The sequence below is a fragment of the Streptomyces rectiviolaceus genome (assembly GCF_039533825.1).
Taxonomy (GTDB): Bacteria; Actinomycetota; Actinomycetes; order Streptomycetales; family Streptomycetaceae; genus Streptomyces; species Streptomyces rectiviolaceus.
In genome coordinates this window covers 51,117-64,512 of record NZ_BAAAUG010000041.1, presented here as the reverse complement: position 1 = coordinate 64,512, position 13,396 = coordinate 51,117, and the positions used below count along the sequence as shown (strand labels likewise).

The 13,396-nt window shown below is 70.5% G+C and carries 16 protein-coding genes; 6 read left to right on the top strand and 10 right to left on the bottom strand.

Annotation, left to right across the window (positions count from 1 at the left end):
• Positions 1–406: ABATE domain-containing protein (locus ABD378_RS14100; protein WP_425583841.1), on the bottom strand; the 406-nt coding region annotated here is incomplete at its 3' end.
• 103 nt (positions 407–509) lie between these two features.
• Here ABD378_RS14100 and ABD378_RS14095 point away from each other — a divergent pair.
• Positions 510–1,682, top strand: a complete 1,173-nt coding sequence (locus tag ABD378_RS14095) for an epoxide hydrolase family protein (RefSeq protein ID WP_344521085.1) — start codon at positions 510–512, stop codon at positions 1,680–1,682.
• Between the two features lie 11 nt (positions 1,683–1,693).
• On the opposite strand, the gene ABD378_RS14090 is transcribed toward ABD378_RS14095, so the two are convergent.
• The gene (locus tag ABD378_RS14090; protein WP_344521083.1) at positions 1,694–1,960 is read right to left on the bottom strand and encodes a hypothetical protein; all 267 of its coding nucleotides are present in this window, start codon (positions 1,958–1,960) and stop codon (positions 1,694–1,696) included.
• Positions 1,961–2,191: 231 nt separating this feature from the next.
• Between ABD378_RS14090 and ABD378_RS14085 the strand changes: the two genes are divergently transcribed.
• On the top strand, positions 2,192–2,482 hold the full coding sequence (locus ABD378_RS14085; RefSeq protein WP_344521081.1) for a hypothetical protein: 291 nt from the start codon (positions 2,192–2,194) through the stop codon (positions 2,480–2,482).
• Positions 2,483–2,697: 215 nt separating this feature from the next.
• Here ABD378_RS14085 and ABD378_RS14080 read toward each other — a convergent pair whose 3' ends face one another.
• Positions 2,698–3,009 carry a hypothetical protein gene (locus ABD378_RS14080; RefSeq protein ID WP_344521080.1) on the bottom strand — a complete coding sequence of 104 codons (312 nt, stop codon included), beginning with the start codon at positions 3,007–3,009 and terminating at the stop codon, positions 2,698–2,700.
• 40 nt (positions 3,010–3,049) lie between these two features.
• Positions 3,050–3,397, bottom strand: a complete 348-nt coding sequence (locus tag ABD378_RS14075) for a hypothetical protein (RefSeq protein ID WP_344521079.1) — start codon at positions 3,395–3,397, stop codon at positions 3,050–3,052.
• 175 nt (positions 3,398–3,572) lie between these two features.
• Here ABD378_RS14075 and ABD378_RS14070 point away from each other — a divergent pair, with 175 nt between their 5' ends.
• The gene (locus ABD378_RS14070; RefSeq protein ID WP_344521077.1) at positions 3,573–3,818 is read left to right on the top strand and encodes a DUF2277 domain-containing protein; all 246 of its coding nucleotides are present in this window, start codon (positions 3,573–3,575) and stop codon (positions 3,816–3,818) included.
• On the opposite strand, the gene ABD378_RS14065 is transcribed toward ABD378_RS14070, so the two are convergent.
• Complete coding sequence (locus ABD378_RS14065; protein ID WP_344521075.1) at positions 3,819–4,457, bottom strand: DedA family protein; 639 nt, start codon at positions 4,455–4,457, stop codon at positions 3,819–3,821.
• Positions 4,458–4,722: 265 nt separating this feature from the next.
• On the opposite strand from ABD378_RS14065, the gene ABD378_RS14060 reads away from it, so the two are divergent.
• Positions 4,723–5,280 carry a superoxide dismutase family protein gene (locus ABD378_RS14060; RefSeq protein WP_344521073.1) on the top strand — a complete coding sequence of 186 codons (558 nt, stop codon included), beginning with the start codon at positions 4,723–4,725 and terminating at the stop codon, positions 5,278–5,280.
• Between the two features lie 129 nt (positions 5,281–5,409).
• Here ABD378_RS14060 and ABD378_RS14055 read toward each other — a convergent pair whose 3' ends face one another.
• The 4 genes from ABD378_RS14055 to ABD378_RS14040 all read right to left on the bottom strand — a co-directional run bounded on the left by ABD378_RS14055 (position 5,410) and on the right by ABD378_RS14040 (position 10,529).
• Entirely contained in the window at positions 5,410–5,859 is a 450-nt protein-coding gene (locus ABD378_RS14055) for a DoxX family protein (protein ID WP_344521071.1), read from the bottom strand.
• Positions 5,860–5,919: 60 nt separating this feature from the next.
• On the bottom strand, positions 5,920–7,965 hold the full coding sequence (locus ABD378_RS14050; RefSeq protein WP_425583843.1) for an FAD/NAD(P)-binding protein: 2,046 nt from the start codon (positions 7,963–7,965) through the stop codon (positions 5,920–5,922).
• A gap of 131 nt (positions 7,966–8,096) precedes the next feature.
• Positions 8,097–9,755 (bottom strand): alkaline phosphatase D family protein, encoded by a 1,659-nt coding sequence (locus ABD378_RS14045; RefSeq protein ID WP_344521067.1) that lies wholly within the window; start codon positions 9,753–9,755, stop codon positions 8,097–8,099.
• Positions 9,756–9,881: 126 nt separating this feature from the next.
• On the bottom strand, positions 9,882–10,529 hold the full coding sequence (locus ABD378_RS14040) for an HNH endonuclease family protein (RefSeq protein WP_344521066.1): 648 nt from the start codon (positions 10,527–10,529) through the stop codon (positions 9,882–9,884).
• A gap of 508 nt (positions 10,530–11,037) precedes the next feature.
• On the opposite strand from ABD378_RS14040, the gene ABD378_RS14035 reads away from it, so the two are divergent.
• Together ABD378_RS14035 and ABD378_RS14030 are read left to right on the top strand one after the other, a co-directional pair.
• Positions 11,038–11,616, top strand: a complete 579-nt coding sequence (locus ABD378_RS14035; protein WP_344521064.1) for a TMEM165/GDT1 family protein — start codon at positions 11,038–11,040, stop codon at positions 11,614–11,616.
• A gap of 222 nt (positions 11,617–11,838) precedes the next feature.
• Entirely contained in the window at positions 11,839–12,504 is a 666-nt protein-coding gene (locus tag ABD378_RS14030; RefSeq protein WP_344521063.1) for an HAD-IA family hydrolase, read from the top strand.
• A 71-nt stretch (positions 12,505–12,575) separates the two neighbouring features.
• Here ABD378_RS14030 and ABD378_RS14025 read toward each other — a convergent pair whose 3' ends face one another.
• Positions 12,576–12,722, bottom strand: a complete 147-nt coding sequence (locus ABD378_RS14025; RefSeq protein WP_344521272.1) for a peptidoglycan-binding protein — start codon at positions 12,720–12,722, stop codon at positions 12,576–12,578.
• Positions 12,723–13,396: the final 674 nt, after the last annotated feature.

Genomic DNA, 13,396 nt, shown 5'->3' with positions numbered 1-13,396 from the left:
CGCCTGCGATGACGCTGATCGCGTCGGTGGCGATCACGCTGAGGGCGTCTTCCACGCAGGAAGCCGAGCTGAGCCGCCATCGCCGCTCACCCTCGGGCGTCAGGATCGCCGCGGCCCGACCCTGGGCGCTGCGGTCATTGATGACTTGGACAGCGGACGCGGGGAGAGCGTCCTGGATCGCGGCCGCTGTCGCGGCGGCGTGAATCGACTCCCTCAGTTCCCGGGCGAGGTCGAGCTGGGCAGTGGTGCAGGAGTCCACGGCGAGGCCGTTCACTGCCAGCCAGTCGACGAGTCGGTGCGGCGTGGGAATGCGCTCCACGGCGTCGCCATGACGCTCCGACAGAGTCCCCGTGAAGCTGGTCGCCAGCACATTGCCGAGGCGGAAGTCAGGGAACCCGGTACGCATGGAACCACCTTAGCCGGTTGCGGCGTGGCTCGGAGGACTGCTAGAACCGTCTTAGCCGGTTCGCGAGAGGTCGTAGCCGGTTCCACGATGGCCAGGAGGTCTCATGCCCCGTCCGACCAGCGACGTGCAAGCATTTGAAGCCCACGCGACCGACGCCGACCTCGACGATCTGCGCGCGCGACTGGCCGCGGCGCGGCTGCCGGAGGCTGAGACGGTCCATCGCGCCGCGCCCGACCCTCGCCGATGGGAGCAGGGCGTTCCGCTCGCCGACCTCGTCGATGTCGTGAACTACTGGCGCACCGGGTACAACTGGCGGTCGTTCGAAGAGCGCCTTAACCGGATCGGCCAGTTCCGCACGACGATTGATGATCTGGGAATCCACTTCCTGCACCGCCGATCCGCGCGCGCGGATGCCACTCCTCTGCTCTTGACGCACGGCTGGCCGGACAGCATTGCTCGGTTCATCGATGTGGTGGACGAGTTGGCAGATCCGAAAGAGGCAGATGCGCCTGCGTTCCACGTCGTGGTCCCGTCGCTTCCCGGCTTTGGTTACAGCGACAAGCCGGCCACCACCGGGTGGGGGACCGAAAAGATCGCGGCCGCATGGGTGGAACTGATGGGAAGGCTCGGCTACAGCAAGTTCCTGGCCCACGGCGGCGACTGGGGAGGCAATATCACCACGGTCCTCGGTGGCAGGTTCCCGGCGCACGTTCTCGGCATCCACACGACGTTCGCGGAGGCGCCGCCCGGGATGACAACGGACGGGCTGACGGCGGTCGAGCGCAAGTGGACCGAGGAAACCCGCGATTTCTGGCGCCACCGCGCGGCGTACGCGAAGCAGCAGGCGACCCGACCGCAGACCATCGGCTACTCGCTCGTCGACTCACCGGTCGGGCTTCTTGCCTGGATCCTCGACAAGTTCGCCGAGTGGTCAGACACCGAAGACAGCCCGTTCGAGACGATTTCCATGGACCGCGTTCTCGACGACGTCACCCTGTACTGGCTGACGCGGACCGGCGCATCGGCGGCCCGCATCTACTACGAGAGCCACAACTCGCTGGACCCCGAACTTCGGGTCGACGTCCCGTCAGCACTCACCATGTATCCCCGCGACGTCGAGAAGTGTCCGCGCCCCTGGGCACAGGAGCGGTACCGGCAGATCGTCCGATGGCGGACGCCCGAAGTCGGGGGACATTTCCCGTCGCTGGAGGTTCCCGCGTATTTCGTCAAGGACCTGCAAGAGGGCCTCGCGGCAGTGCTGGCCGCCCATCGGTGAATACGGCTGGGTCAGCCGCGCGAGCCGATACGGCCGCGCACCGCGTATGTGCCGGTGATGGCCGCAGCCATCCAGAAGCATGCCCCCGACACGGCGATAGCGGCCGGTGCGCCAAGGAGCAAGGCAAGTACACAAACGGCAGCGAAGATGATGACGCCGCAGGCTATCGATGTCGGGTCACGCCGTACAGGTGTTACCGGTCTGCCCGTGAACATCATGAGCCCCGCCGACAGGAGCACCATCAGGGCTCCGCTGTAGATGAGCCATGTGCTGCTCAAAGCCGTTCTCCGCTCGTGTAGCTGGTGTTACTACGTGCAGTATCCGCCGGAGCGTCGGCCGGGGACGAATATGGCTGCCGCGAACGAATCGATCGGGTGGTCGGCCAGAACCTTGGGGATTGCGGGAGAGTTGGGGAATCCGGCTGGGGTCGTGTGGGTGTCCGGTCTGTGGATGCTCCGGGCGTGCGACCGTCGTGCTGCCGTTGGGCCCTGCCGGAAGGGATTTACCTCGTGAAGATCGCCAAGGCCGCTGCTGGTGTCGTCGGTGTCGGGATCGCTCTGGGGGCCGTTTCTCCCGCGTTCGCCGCGCCGCAGCCGCCCGCCGGTGGTGGCACGCAGATGCTCGACTCCGCCTTGAAGACGACGCAGGACCTGAAGGACCCCCTCGGCCTTGTTGGCGTCGACGCGGCGAGCGGCGAACTGAGGGGGGACCCCGCGGCTGCGACGGCCAAGGTCGACAACGCGGTGCAGGGGGCGGTCTCGATGATCGGGGGGCTCCCCGCGGGGGCGCCGCTCGGCTGACCCGCCGGGGTGGTGTTCAGGGGAGGGGACGGTGCACCCCGTGGCAGTGACAGGGGTGCACCGCTGGGGCCGTTCGGCTAGCACTCCATGTTCCCTGTGCGGGAGTCGCCGCGGGCCGACGCGAGGGTGCGGCGGCGGTGACTGCGGCGGTCCGTGTCGGCGGGTACGGCCGTCTTGTCTCGGCGGGTACGGCCGCCCGGTGGCGGCCGCCCCGCTCAGCGGCCCGAACCCGGATGCGTCCGGCGGTACCTGCGGTCCCAGCGCTCCTGGCGTTCCTTGCGGATGCGGTAGTCGCGGTAGGTCTTGGGGAAGCCGCCTCCGCCGCCGCCGCCTCCGCCCCCACCGCCGCCTCCGGCACTCGCGCCTCCGCCAGCGCCGCTTCCGCTGCTGCTGCTCTTGGCCGAGCCTCCGCGGTCGTACTGCTGGACCATGAGGAAGACGAGCGCCGCAGCGGCCAGCCACAGAAGTGGCTGGCTGAAACCCAGGCCGACCAGGGCAAGGAGCAGGACGACCAATAGAACATTCATGGCAGCACCTCCTTGGCGTAGCTGGAGTCAACGCCCGCTGTCAGTCGGTGTCAATGGATTTCTCGTGGATGTGTTTGAGCCGTGCGCGGGCCGCCACCGCGTCCGGTCCTGCCACCTGATCCCAGAAGCGGTGACAGGTGACGAACACCGCCAACTCCCGCTCCCTCGCGCGGAGTTTCTCGACCTCCGCCTGTTCGTCCGGGGTCCATCCGGGGGAGGCGGGACGCTCCACCTTGCGCCAGCCGTGGTCGTCGCTGAAGCCGTCCAGGGGCGTGACCGACCAGGGGAGCCGCTTCAGCAGGGCCAGGAGTTCGGCCCGGACCTGGTGCAGTTCCTCCTGGCCCGCGAGGAGGTCGTCAGGGAAGTCGTATGCAGGGGTTGCAGGCACGCCGTAATGCTACTCCTGTTCGAATTTCGAGGGCGAGAGCCGCCACGTGTGATGTGGGGTGAACTTCGGGGTGCCCCGGGGGTGCGCGGGGTCTCGCCGGGTCCCGCGGGGCCTCGCGGGAACTCGTGGGCGGGACGACTTCACGCCCGCGCCTCACACGCGGCAAGCTGTAAGCATGTGCCGCAGCATCAAGACCCTTCGTCCGCCCGCCATCCCTGAGGACGCCACCGAGGAGGAGATCCGGGCCGCCGCGCTCCAGTACGTGCGCAAGGTCTCGGGATTCCGTGCCCCGGCCGCGCACAACCGTGAGGTCTTCGACCGTGCAGTGGACGCGGTCGCCGAAGCCACCGCTGACCTGCTCGCCGGGATCGAGGTACGCGGGGCCAAGCCACGGGCGGCCGAGGAAGCCCCGGCCGCCTAGCTAGCTCGTCGCCGCCGTACGCGGCCGTCGCACCAGGAACGCCGCCCCCGCGCCCGCCGCGAAGAGCGCGAGCAGTGAGACGCCCGTGGCCAGCCACGTCGCGCCGAGCCACTGCCCGCCGAAGTAGCCGAGCGCGACGCTGTATCCGGCCCAGGCCACGCCCGCGAGCGCCGACCAGGGCAGGAACTCACGCACCTTGCGATGTGCCGCGCCCGCCGCGAGCGAGACGATCGAGCGGCCCGCCGGGGCGAAGCGTGCGATGACGACCAGGGCGCCGCCGCCCCGGGCGAGTGCCGTGCCGAGTCGTTCCTGCGCGGTGGTGAGGCGGCGTGAGCGGGCGATGGCGCGGTCCAGGCGCTCGCCGCCGCGCCAGGCGAGGCGGTAGACGGCCAGGTCGCCAAGGACGGAGGCGGTGGCCGCGCAGAGCAGGAGGATCAGGATGTCGGGGACCTCGTGCGCGACGCTCCCCGCACCCGTGCCCGCTGTGCCCGCTGTGCCCGCTGCGGCCGCCGCGGTGGCCGCCGTGATGACGAGGACGCCGCTGGGCAGCACGGGCAGGACGATGTCGAAGAGCACGGAAAGTGCCACTACCGCGTAGATCCATGGGCTGCTGGTCAGTGAGCCCAGACTCTCAAGCACCGAAATTCCCCAATTCCCCGTAACTCCCCGGTCGACGACTTGATTGCCGCGACGTCGCGGGGGAGCGGCAGGGGCGGCTTGGTGACAGCTGTACAGCGTACGCCGCGCTCTCCGCCGTAGATCCACTGGGGGCTCATATGTTCGCTACATCACGTTCACCCGGCTGCCGCTCTCGATGGGGCGTAGGTGGCCGATGTCCCGTACCAACGGAGTCACGAACAGCGTCACCGACAGGTTCGACGGACGGTACGGAAGGAGCGGGACGATGGTGGCAGGAATGCTCGCCGGGGCCGTGGCGACAGCGGTACTCGCAGCGGGCGGCGGCGCGGTCGGCGGGGACGCGACGCCTTGTTACGAGATGCGGGTCGGGGCGCGGTTCGCGCCGCCCACCGCCTTCATCTCCTCGTCGGCGATCACGTACGACAAGAAGCTCGTCCCCGCCGGTTCCTCGATCGAGGTCGAGCAGCGCGGCAGGCCGGGCGACATGGCGGTCAAGGTCCGGGTGAAGGGAATGAAACCGGGTCACGCGTACGGCGCTCACGTGCACCAGAAGCCGTGCGGCCCCGATCCGGCCGCGGCCGGCGGGCACTACCAGCACCGAGAGGACCCGGTCCAGCCCTCCGAGGACCCGGCCTACGTCAACGCGGAGAACGAGGTCTGGCTGGACTTCACCGCGGACCGGAACGGCTCGGGCAAGGCGACCGCCCGCCACGGGTGGGAGTTCCGTCCTGGCGGGGCCGGATCCGTCGTGCTCCACCGCGAGCAGGGCGGCGCGGGGGACCGGGTGGCGTGCTTCACGGTGCCGTTCGCTCCCGTTGGCTGAAGTCCGGGGAGCACGACGGTGTCTGAACGTGACGGTGTCTGAACGTGACGGTGCCCCCTTCCTCGTACGCGTACGAGGAAGGGGGCACCGTCACATGAGCGTGCGCGTCAGCGCGAGCGCGCGTACGCGTCAGGCAGCCACCGGCGTCCGCTCCGACGCCGCCTTGTCCCCGCTCTCGCCGCGCGAGGCGAAGAGGCGGTCCAGGCCGAGCGCGCCCGAGCCGGTGAAGACGAGCAGGAGCATGGCCCAGCAGAAGATCGCGGAGGCCTCCCCGCCGTTCTGCAGCGGCCACAGGGCCTCCGGCTGGTGCACCTTGAAGTAGGCGTACGCCATCGAGCCCGACGAGATGAACGCCGCGGCGCGGGTGCCGAGGCCCAGGGCGACCAGGCCGCCGCCGACCAGCTGGATGACGGCCGCGTACCAGCCCGGCCAGGTGCCGGCGTCGACCGTGCCGCCGCCCGCCGCGCCACCGAGCACTCCGAAGAGCGAGGCGGCGCCGTGGCAGGCGAAGAGCAGGCCGATGACTATGCGGAAAAGCCCGAGGGCGTAGGGCTGGGCGTTGTTGAGACGTCCAGTCATGGGGGTCTCCTTCGGTTTTTCGGGGACGGTAACCGAGCGGAGGCCCAAGGTTAGGGGAACCTAATCAATGCTTGCAAGTTCAACATCTGGCCATTCGGGCGATTCCACTTCCGTCGCGGACGGGATCACTCCCCTCGCGGAGGGGATCTCCGTCGCTCCCGCCGCCGTACGCAGCACGGCCCGCGCCACCGCGTCCGCGTCCGACAAGGTCACCGAGTCGACGCCCGGCCTGGCTCCAGCGGCCGTCACCCAGTGCACGCCCTCCGTGGGCACCCCGAACGCGAACCTCCTTGTGTGGGGCCGTCCTTGACGGTCGATCAGGTGATACGGGCGGGGTGTGACGTCGAGGCCTCCGGTTTCGTAGCCGTCGACGACATGGGCGCGGCACTGGCCCGTCCTCAGGAGCCGCCCGAGCAGCTCGTCCGCGGTGCGCCGCACGTCCGGCTCGGGGAGGCGGGCCTCGATGAGTGTGGTGACGGACACATCCGAGCCCGGTACGTCGGGGGAGCGGGCGAGATACGTACCGTCCGCGGCGGGCCGCACGTCGAGGCGTGGGCCGAGCACCTCGACGACGCCCGCCTCGATCAGCGCCGTCATCTCCTCGATGCGGCGCCGGGGCGGGCCGATCGAGAGGAAGGCGTTGAGCGGCGTGTACCAGCGGTCCAGGTGTTCGCGGCGGGACACCCCGGCCAGGCCGCCGTGGTCGAGGATCAGACGGAGTTCGTTGCGCAGGTCGCGCAGCACGTCAAGGGCGGACTTCAGCGGGCTCGCGACATTGCCGAGCGCGGCCTGCGCGGTGTCCTCGCGCAGATAGGTGAGAAGCCAGGCGCGGAAGTCGGCCGGGGAGCGGAAGGTGTGGCCGGAGTGCGGCTGTGCAAGCCGGTCCCAGGACCAGCGCGCGGCCTCGGGTATCTCGAACTCGTCCAGGATCAGGGCCTCTTGAGGGCCGCGGTGCGGCGCCGCGAGGAAGGCATCCCGGAAGTCCGTGGCCCGCTCGGCGGGTTGGACGAGGCCCGCGTAGTAGACCGTCTCCACCTCCTTGGCGACCAGTGGCCATATCTCGTCGAGGAAGTCCGGGGCGTCACCGCTGTCCGCGCGCTTGCGGAAGCGGGCTATGACGTCGGAGGTGAGGACGAGTGGCTCGTGCCGTCCGTACGCGCCCTTCGCGTTGTCGCCGCGCGCTTGGTACGGGATGCCGCGCCGCGAGCCCGCGTACAGCTTCGGCTCGTGCCCCGAGGGCTGATAGCGCAGACCGCCGTCCGGCGCCGGGGTGAAGCGTCCGCCGCGGCCCTGCGTCAGGAGCGCCATGTGGTCGAAGAAGTTCAGGCCGAGCCCGCGCAGGAGTACGCGCTCGCCGGGGGCGATCGCCGACAGGTCGACGTCGGCCGGGTTGGCCGGAGCTATGTGGCGCAGGCCGTTCCGCGCGGCGTGCGCGGCGAGGTGGTCCTGCCCTTCGTCGCCGATCGCGGGGAGGTGGCCCTGCGCGAGTACGACGGCGCTGAGCCCGCGGAGTTCACGGCCGTCGTCGAGTACGAGGGACTGGGCGCCATCGTCCGCGCCGCCCGCGCCGTCCTCGGAGTCGCGCTTGCCGTCGAGCCGCACGGCGCGCGCCGCGTGCACCTCGACCCGGACCGTTCCGGGGGCGCCGTGCAGGACCTCGGCGAAGACCCACTCCAGATAGCGGCCGTAGCAGGCGCGCGTCGGGTAGTCGTCAGGGCCGATCCCCGGCGCGTGCCCGGCGGCGGCCCACGCGTACAGGCTCGGGCCCGGCCGGATCGGTCCTGCGCAGTCGACGCTCTCGTCGGTGAAGAGGGTCACCTGCGAGGCGACCGTGTTCATGAGCAGCTCGGCGGGCTGCGCGGTCCGCCAGACGCGTCCGGGGCCCGGGGGAGAGGGGTCGACGACGTGGACCGTGAGGCGTGCCCCCGGCGGCAGGAGTTCGGCTGCCGACGCACAGAGGCGTTCCAGGACGCTCGTGCCGCGGGGCCCCGCGCCGACGACGGCGACAGCAACGTCATGTTCCGGTGCGGTCGCTGCGGATGGTGCGGACAAAGGCGTGACTCCCGGGCATCGGAGGGGGCGATGGAAGCGGACGGTCCGCCTCATCATGCCGCCGGAAGCCCCGAAGTCGAACCCCGGAACGGAGGATCGTCAGACGGGTGTGGCCTGTGTCACGCGACGTCCGCCGGATGCCGGTCGCCTTTGCGGGGCTATGAGAATTACCGCCCGCAGGGAGGTCACGTCAGCTGCGTCTCCTGCGTCGTCTCCAGCCGTTCGCCGACCCCCTTCACCACCCGCACCTGATCCAGTCGCACCTCTGCCGAACGGCCCCGCAGCGTCAGGGTCATGAGCTGGTTGCCGAACCAAGGCCCACCCGTTTTGCGCCAGTTGATGGCGGCCCGCGCCGCCCGTCCGTGCCGCACGAAGCGGCGTCCGAGGGCCCGGCCCACCCTGCTCCAGCCGAAGTGGAAGCCCAGCTTTATCGACGCGTGGATGGAGTTGTGGACGGGCGAGCACGTCAGCTGCAGGACGCGGGCCTCGGGGCCGCCACCGCCTGGCCACGTTGGTTCCGCGATGTACGCGTGGTGGACGTCGCCGGAGAGTACGCACACCGTCGCCGGGGCGCCCGGGCCCGTGCCCACCTCGGCGATCAGGTCGGTCAGCGCGTCGAAGGACGAGGGGAACGCCGCCCAGTGCTCCAGGTCCGAGCGCCTGCGCAGGTTCTCGCCGAAGCGGGCCCAGCGCGCGCCCCGCTCGCCACGGCACAGCGCGGCGTTCCAGCCCTCGGCGTCATGGATGAGGTGCGGGAGCAGCCACGGCAGCGACGTGCCGATCAGGAGGTGATCGCAGCCGTTCGGACCGCCCGCGCCCTCCAGGGCCTGCTCGCGCAGCCAGCGGGCCTCCTCCGGGTCGATCATCGCGCGGTTCCGCTCGTCCAGGACGCGCGCCGCCCGTGTGTCGATCATGAGCAGGCGTACGTGGCCGAAGTCCCGGCGGTAGCTCCACCGGGTCGCCGTGGGGTCGGCGTCCGATGCGGATGCGAAGGCGCGCAGCGCGTCCGTGCCGTCCGGCGTCGCGCGCAGCTCGGCGTACAGCTCGTCCCGCTCGAGCTCGGCGGGCGGCAGATTGCCGAGGTGCTGGTAGACCCAGTACGACATCAGGCCGCTCAGCACGCGCTCGCGCCACCAGGGCGTCGCGCGCATCTCGGCGAGCCAGGCCTCGCTGGTGTTCCAGTCGTCTATGACGTCGTGGTCGTCGAAGATCATGCAGCTGGGCACGGTGGAGAGCAGCCACCGGACCTCGGGGTCGAGCCACGACTCGTAGTAGAGGTGGGTGTACTCCTCGTAGTCCGCGACCTGGTCGCCCGGAGGGTCGTTCAGGTTCCGCCGGGCCGCGAGCCAGCGGCGCGTCGCCTCGGAGGTGTTGTCCGCGTACACCTGGTCGCCCAGGAGGAGCAGGACGTCGGGGCGGTCGGCGGCCGTGCCGGTGGCGATACGGGCGGCGAGGGTGTCAAGGGCGTCGGGGCCGACGGGGTCGTGCTCGTCGCTCGGCGGGGCCGCCCAGCGGCAGGACCCGAAGGTGACCTGGAGCGCCTCGTCCTCGCCCGCGCCGGGCGTGCGGATGGTGCTCGGCGGGAAGGGCGAGCCCGGCAGCGGCCAGACAGGGCCGCCGCTGTCGCCGAGCCGCACCTCGTACGCGGTCTCCGTGCCCGGACGCAGGCCCGTGACCGGGATGAGCGCGTAGTGGTGGCCCGCGATCTGGAACGTGTTCGCCGTGCCCTTGGCGCCGTCGGCGCACCGCACCTCGGCGGTGCAGGGGCGGTCGGCCTCGACCCAGACCGTCGCCGTCGAACCGTCGACATACCTCAGCAGTGGACCCAGGCGCAGCCGTGCCACGATGATCACTCTCCTCCGTCGCCCCGTACGGTACGGAACGACGGAGGGCGGTGGGGAGGTTCCGGGGATTCCCGCTGGTTACAGGCCGGTGACCGCAACTCTTGCGGGCCGGTGCTGCCGGTGGCCTCAGCAGCCGTTGAGGACCGAGGTCAGCTTGGTCTTCTCCTCCGGGTTCACCGTGAGCTTGTAGTGGTGCTTCACGTCCACCCACATCCGGGCGTAGTAGCAGTGGTACGACGTGGTGGGCGGCATCCACTCGGCCGGGTCCTGGTCGCCCTTGCTCTGGTTCACGTTGTCGGTGACGGCGATCAGCTGGGGGCGGGTGAGGTCGTTGGCGAAACCTTCCCGCTGGGCGGTGGTCCAGCTGTTCGCGCCGGACTTCCAGGCCTCGGAGAGCGGGATGACGTGGTCGATGTCGACGTCGGACGCGGCCGTCCAGGTGCCGCCGTCGTACGGAGACTTCCAGGTGCCCGATGTGGCCGCGCAGCTGGAGTCCTGCTCGACGTTCGTGCCGTCGCGCTTGAGGACGACCTCGCGGGTGTTGCAGGCGCCGGACTGGGTCTTCCAGTGCGGGAACTTCTCGCGGCTGTAGCCGTCGGACGAGCCCTCGGCCTTCTCCGTGAGCTGGCCCAGGTAGGTGCGGGCGGTGGCGGCGGAGACCGGCGCCGGGGGAGCGGCCTGGGCGGGGGCGCCGGTGAGGAGGGCAGCGGCGGAGGCGAGGGCGGTCAGGGCGGTGAGAGTGGCGAGGCGTCGACGCGCGTAGACAGCGGACATTCGAACTCCCTTGTCGTGGGGGGATGTTGACCGTTGAGGCGGCCATGGTGACGCGATGGGGTTTCCTGTGGATGTGCGTCAGGTGACAGGGTCGCGTCAATCAGGTGGTCAGTTCAAGAGTTCTGGCGTTGTGTCATGTCCGGTCATCTGTGCGGGAGTTGACCAAGGCGTGTCGGAAAGCCGTCGGGGCGTGACCTGGATCACTTCTCCGAGGGGTCGAAAGGCCCTGGTCCGGGGTGCGCGGACGTCCCGTACGATGGATGGCGCAGAAGGGGAGTAGCTCTTCGCCGGACCGTCGACATACTGCTCAGCTCGCCTGAGCCGGCGCCCGGAGGCAGGCCCCGTCATCAGCGTCATTGACGTCGCGGACGTGGTCGGCCAGCGAGACCTTCGGCAAGCAGTGCCCGACGTACATGACCGTGTACGTCCGTGTGCGCTGCCGTGCCGAGGTGTCGTACGTGACGTACAGATTGCTCTCGGTGGGGCAGCGCCGACCGATTGAGGAACCTTGATCAGCATCAGCGTGATGGCGCTCGTCTTCGGCGTCGTCTTCCTTGCCGAACTCCCGGACAAGACAGCGCTGGCCGGGCTCGTCCTCGGGACGCGCTACCGCGCCTCGTACGTCTTCGTCGGGGTCGCGGCCGCCTTCGTCGTCCATGTCGTGCTCGCCGTGGCGGCGGGCAGCGTGCTGACGCTCCTGCCGCAGCAGCTCCTGCACGCGCTCACCGGTGTTCTCTTCCTCGGCGGGGCGGCGATGCTGCTCCTGAAGGGCGGCGAGGAGGAGGAAGAGGTCCGCGAGCCCAAGGACCAGAGCTTCTGGAAGGTGTCCGGCGCGGGCTTCATGCTGATCCTGGTCGCGGAGTTCGGTGACCTGACGCAGATCATGACCGCGAATCTGGCCGCGCGGTACGACGACCCGCTCTCCGTGGGCCTGGGCGCGGTGCTTGCGCTGTGGGCGGTCGCCGGGCTCGGGATCGTCGGCGGAAAGGCGCTGATGAAGCGGGTTCCGCTCTCGCTCATCACCAAGATCGCGGCGCTTCTGATGCTGGCACTCGGTCTGTGGAGTCTGTACGAGGCGATTGCCTGAGGCGACCGGCCGGGCGTCCTGTGGGGGGTGTGACCTGCGGTGCTGGCGTCTGGTGGCACCTTTTTGTATCGTGGAGGAACAAAGTGGCTCCGCCCGTGTTCCCTGACCGGCGGGCGGGGCCGCCTTGATTTTTCGTCTGCTCTTCCTCCGCTTTCCCTCCGTTCTTCCTCTGCGGGCGTCCGCGGAATCTCCCTCTGTCCCTCTGCGCTCTGGAGTACGTCGATGACGGCTGAGACTGCCTCTGTTCTGACCGCCCGGGCCCTCCTCCTGGACATGGACGGAACCCTCGTCAACTCCGACGCGGTCGTCGAGCGCTGCTGGCGGCGCTGGTCCGAGCGGCACGGGCTCGACTTCGACGAGGTCATCAAGGTCGTCCACGGCCGGCAGGGGTACGCGTCGATGGCGGTGCTGCTGCCGGAGCGGGCCATGGAGGAGAACTACGCGGAGAACCGCGAGATGCTGGCCGCCGAGACCGCCGACATGGAGGGTGTCGTTCCCGTGCCGGGGGCCGAGGCCTTCCTGGCATCGCTCGAAGGGCTGCCGCACGCGCTCGTGACGTCCGCCGATGTGCCGCTGTCCACGGGGCGGATGGCCGCGGCCGGGCTGCCGCTTCCCGCCGTGCGGGTCACCGCGGAGAACGTGGGCGCGAGCAAGCCCGACCCCGAAGGGTTCCTCAAGGGGGCCGCCGAGCTGGGGTTCGACCCTGCTGACTGCGTCGTCTTCGAGGACTCCGGGGCTGGGATAGCCGCTGGGCTCGCGGCGGGTATGCGGGTCGTGGGGGTCGGCCCCCGGGCGGGGGAGTTCGGGCCCACCGTGCACGTCGCTGATCTGACGCGGGTCCGTGTCGCGCCCGCCGGGGACGGGGCGCTTCGGCTGACCTTCGGCTGAGGTTCGGCTCGCGGGTTCTGGCGCCTTGCACCTTTGTGGTGCGGGGCGTCTTTGCGGTGCGGGGCGCCTTGCTATGGCTCCGACGTCTCCGCCTCCAGTGCCGCCCGCGTCCTCTCCCCGTAGACCCCCTCCCCGTCCCTCTGCGTCCCCCGGGCGTACTGGAAGCGGGTCACCGCGTCCGCGACCGGGGTGGTGTAGTTGCCGTCGGCCTCGCCCATGTACAGGTACAGCTGTTGCAGGCGTTGCTGGAGTTCCGTGACCTCAGGGCCCCTGTCACCGCGCCTCAGGACCCCGCCGGCCGACGGGGTGGCCGGTTCCACCGAACCCGTTGCCCGCGCCGTCGAGCGGCTGGGCGGCGGAGTGGTCCGCGGCTTGGCCGAAGCCGTGCGCGACGGGGACGGGGACGGGCTCGCCTTGTGTGACGGGGACTGGGACCGGGGCAGGGACGGGGAGCGCGACGGGGAAGCCGTCGTCGGCGGCTCCGTGGGGGATGCGGACGCGGTGTTCACCGCGCGCGTCGGCACATCCGGCAGCGACTGGTCCCGTTGCGGCTTGTCGGGCGAGAGCAGGACCGTCGCGAGCACCGCGACGGCCACCACGGCCACCACCGCGCTCACCCCCGCGTAGAGGCCGATACGGCCGCGCCGCGGTTCCGGTTCGTCGTCGTACGACGGAGGGGGCGGGGGCGGCCCGTTCTCCGGCGCACCGCCCGCCGCGAAGAGCCCCACATCCGCCGACCGCGGTGGAGCCACGGCCTCCGGCGGGAGTACGGGCGCGGGGGCCGCCGGTCCAGGTGCAGGCGCCGCCTCGTCCGCGGGGCCGGGCTCCGGCAGCGTCACGTACGGACGTATCCGCAGCGGATCGAAGTCCTCCGCCGCGGCGGCGTCCGCGG

Coding starts and splice junctions, on each gene's coding strand:
- ABD378_RS14095 (WP_344521085.1), top strand. CDS start 510: ATGCCCCGTCCGACCAGCGACGTGCAAGCATTTGAAGCCCACGCGACC.
- ABD378_RS14080 (WP_344521080.1), bottom strand. CDS start 3,009: ATGAATGTTCTATTGGTCGTCCTGCTCCTTGCCCTGGTCGGCCTGGGT.
- ABD378_RS14070 (WP_344521077.1), top strand. CDS start 3,573: ATGTGCCGCAGCATCAAGACCCTTCGTCCGCCCGCCATCCCTGAGGAC.
- ABD378_RS14060 (WP_344521073.1), top strand. CDS start 4,723: ATGGTGGCAGGAATGCTCGCCGGGGCCGTGGCGACAGCGGTACTCGCA.
- ABD378_RS14055 (WP_344521071.1), bottom strand. CDS start 5,859: ATGACTGGACGTCTCAACAACGCCCAGCCCTACGCCCTCGGGCTTTTC.
- ABD378_RS14050 (WP_425583843.1), bottom strand. CDS start 7,965: ATGAGGCGGACCGTCCGCTTCCATCGCCCCCTCCGATGCCCGGGAGTC.
- ABD378_RS14040 (WP_344521066.1), bottom strand. CDS start 10,529: ATGTCCGCTGTCTACGCGCGTCGACGCCTCGCCACTCTCACCGCCCTG.
- ABD378_RS14030 (WP_344521063.1), top strand. CDS start 11,839: ATGACGGCTGAGACTGCCTCTGTTCTGACCGCCCGGGCCCTCCTCCTG.
- ABD378_RS14025 (WP_344521272.1), bottom strand. CDS start 12,722: ATGGGCGAGGCCGACGGCAACTACACCACCCCGGTCGCGGACGCGGTG.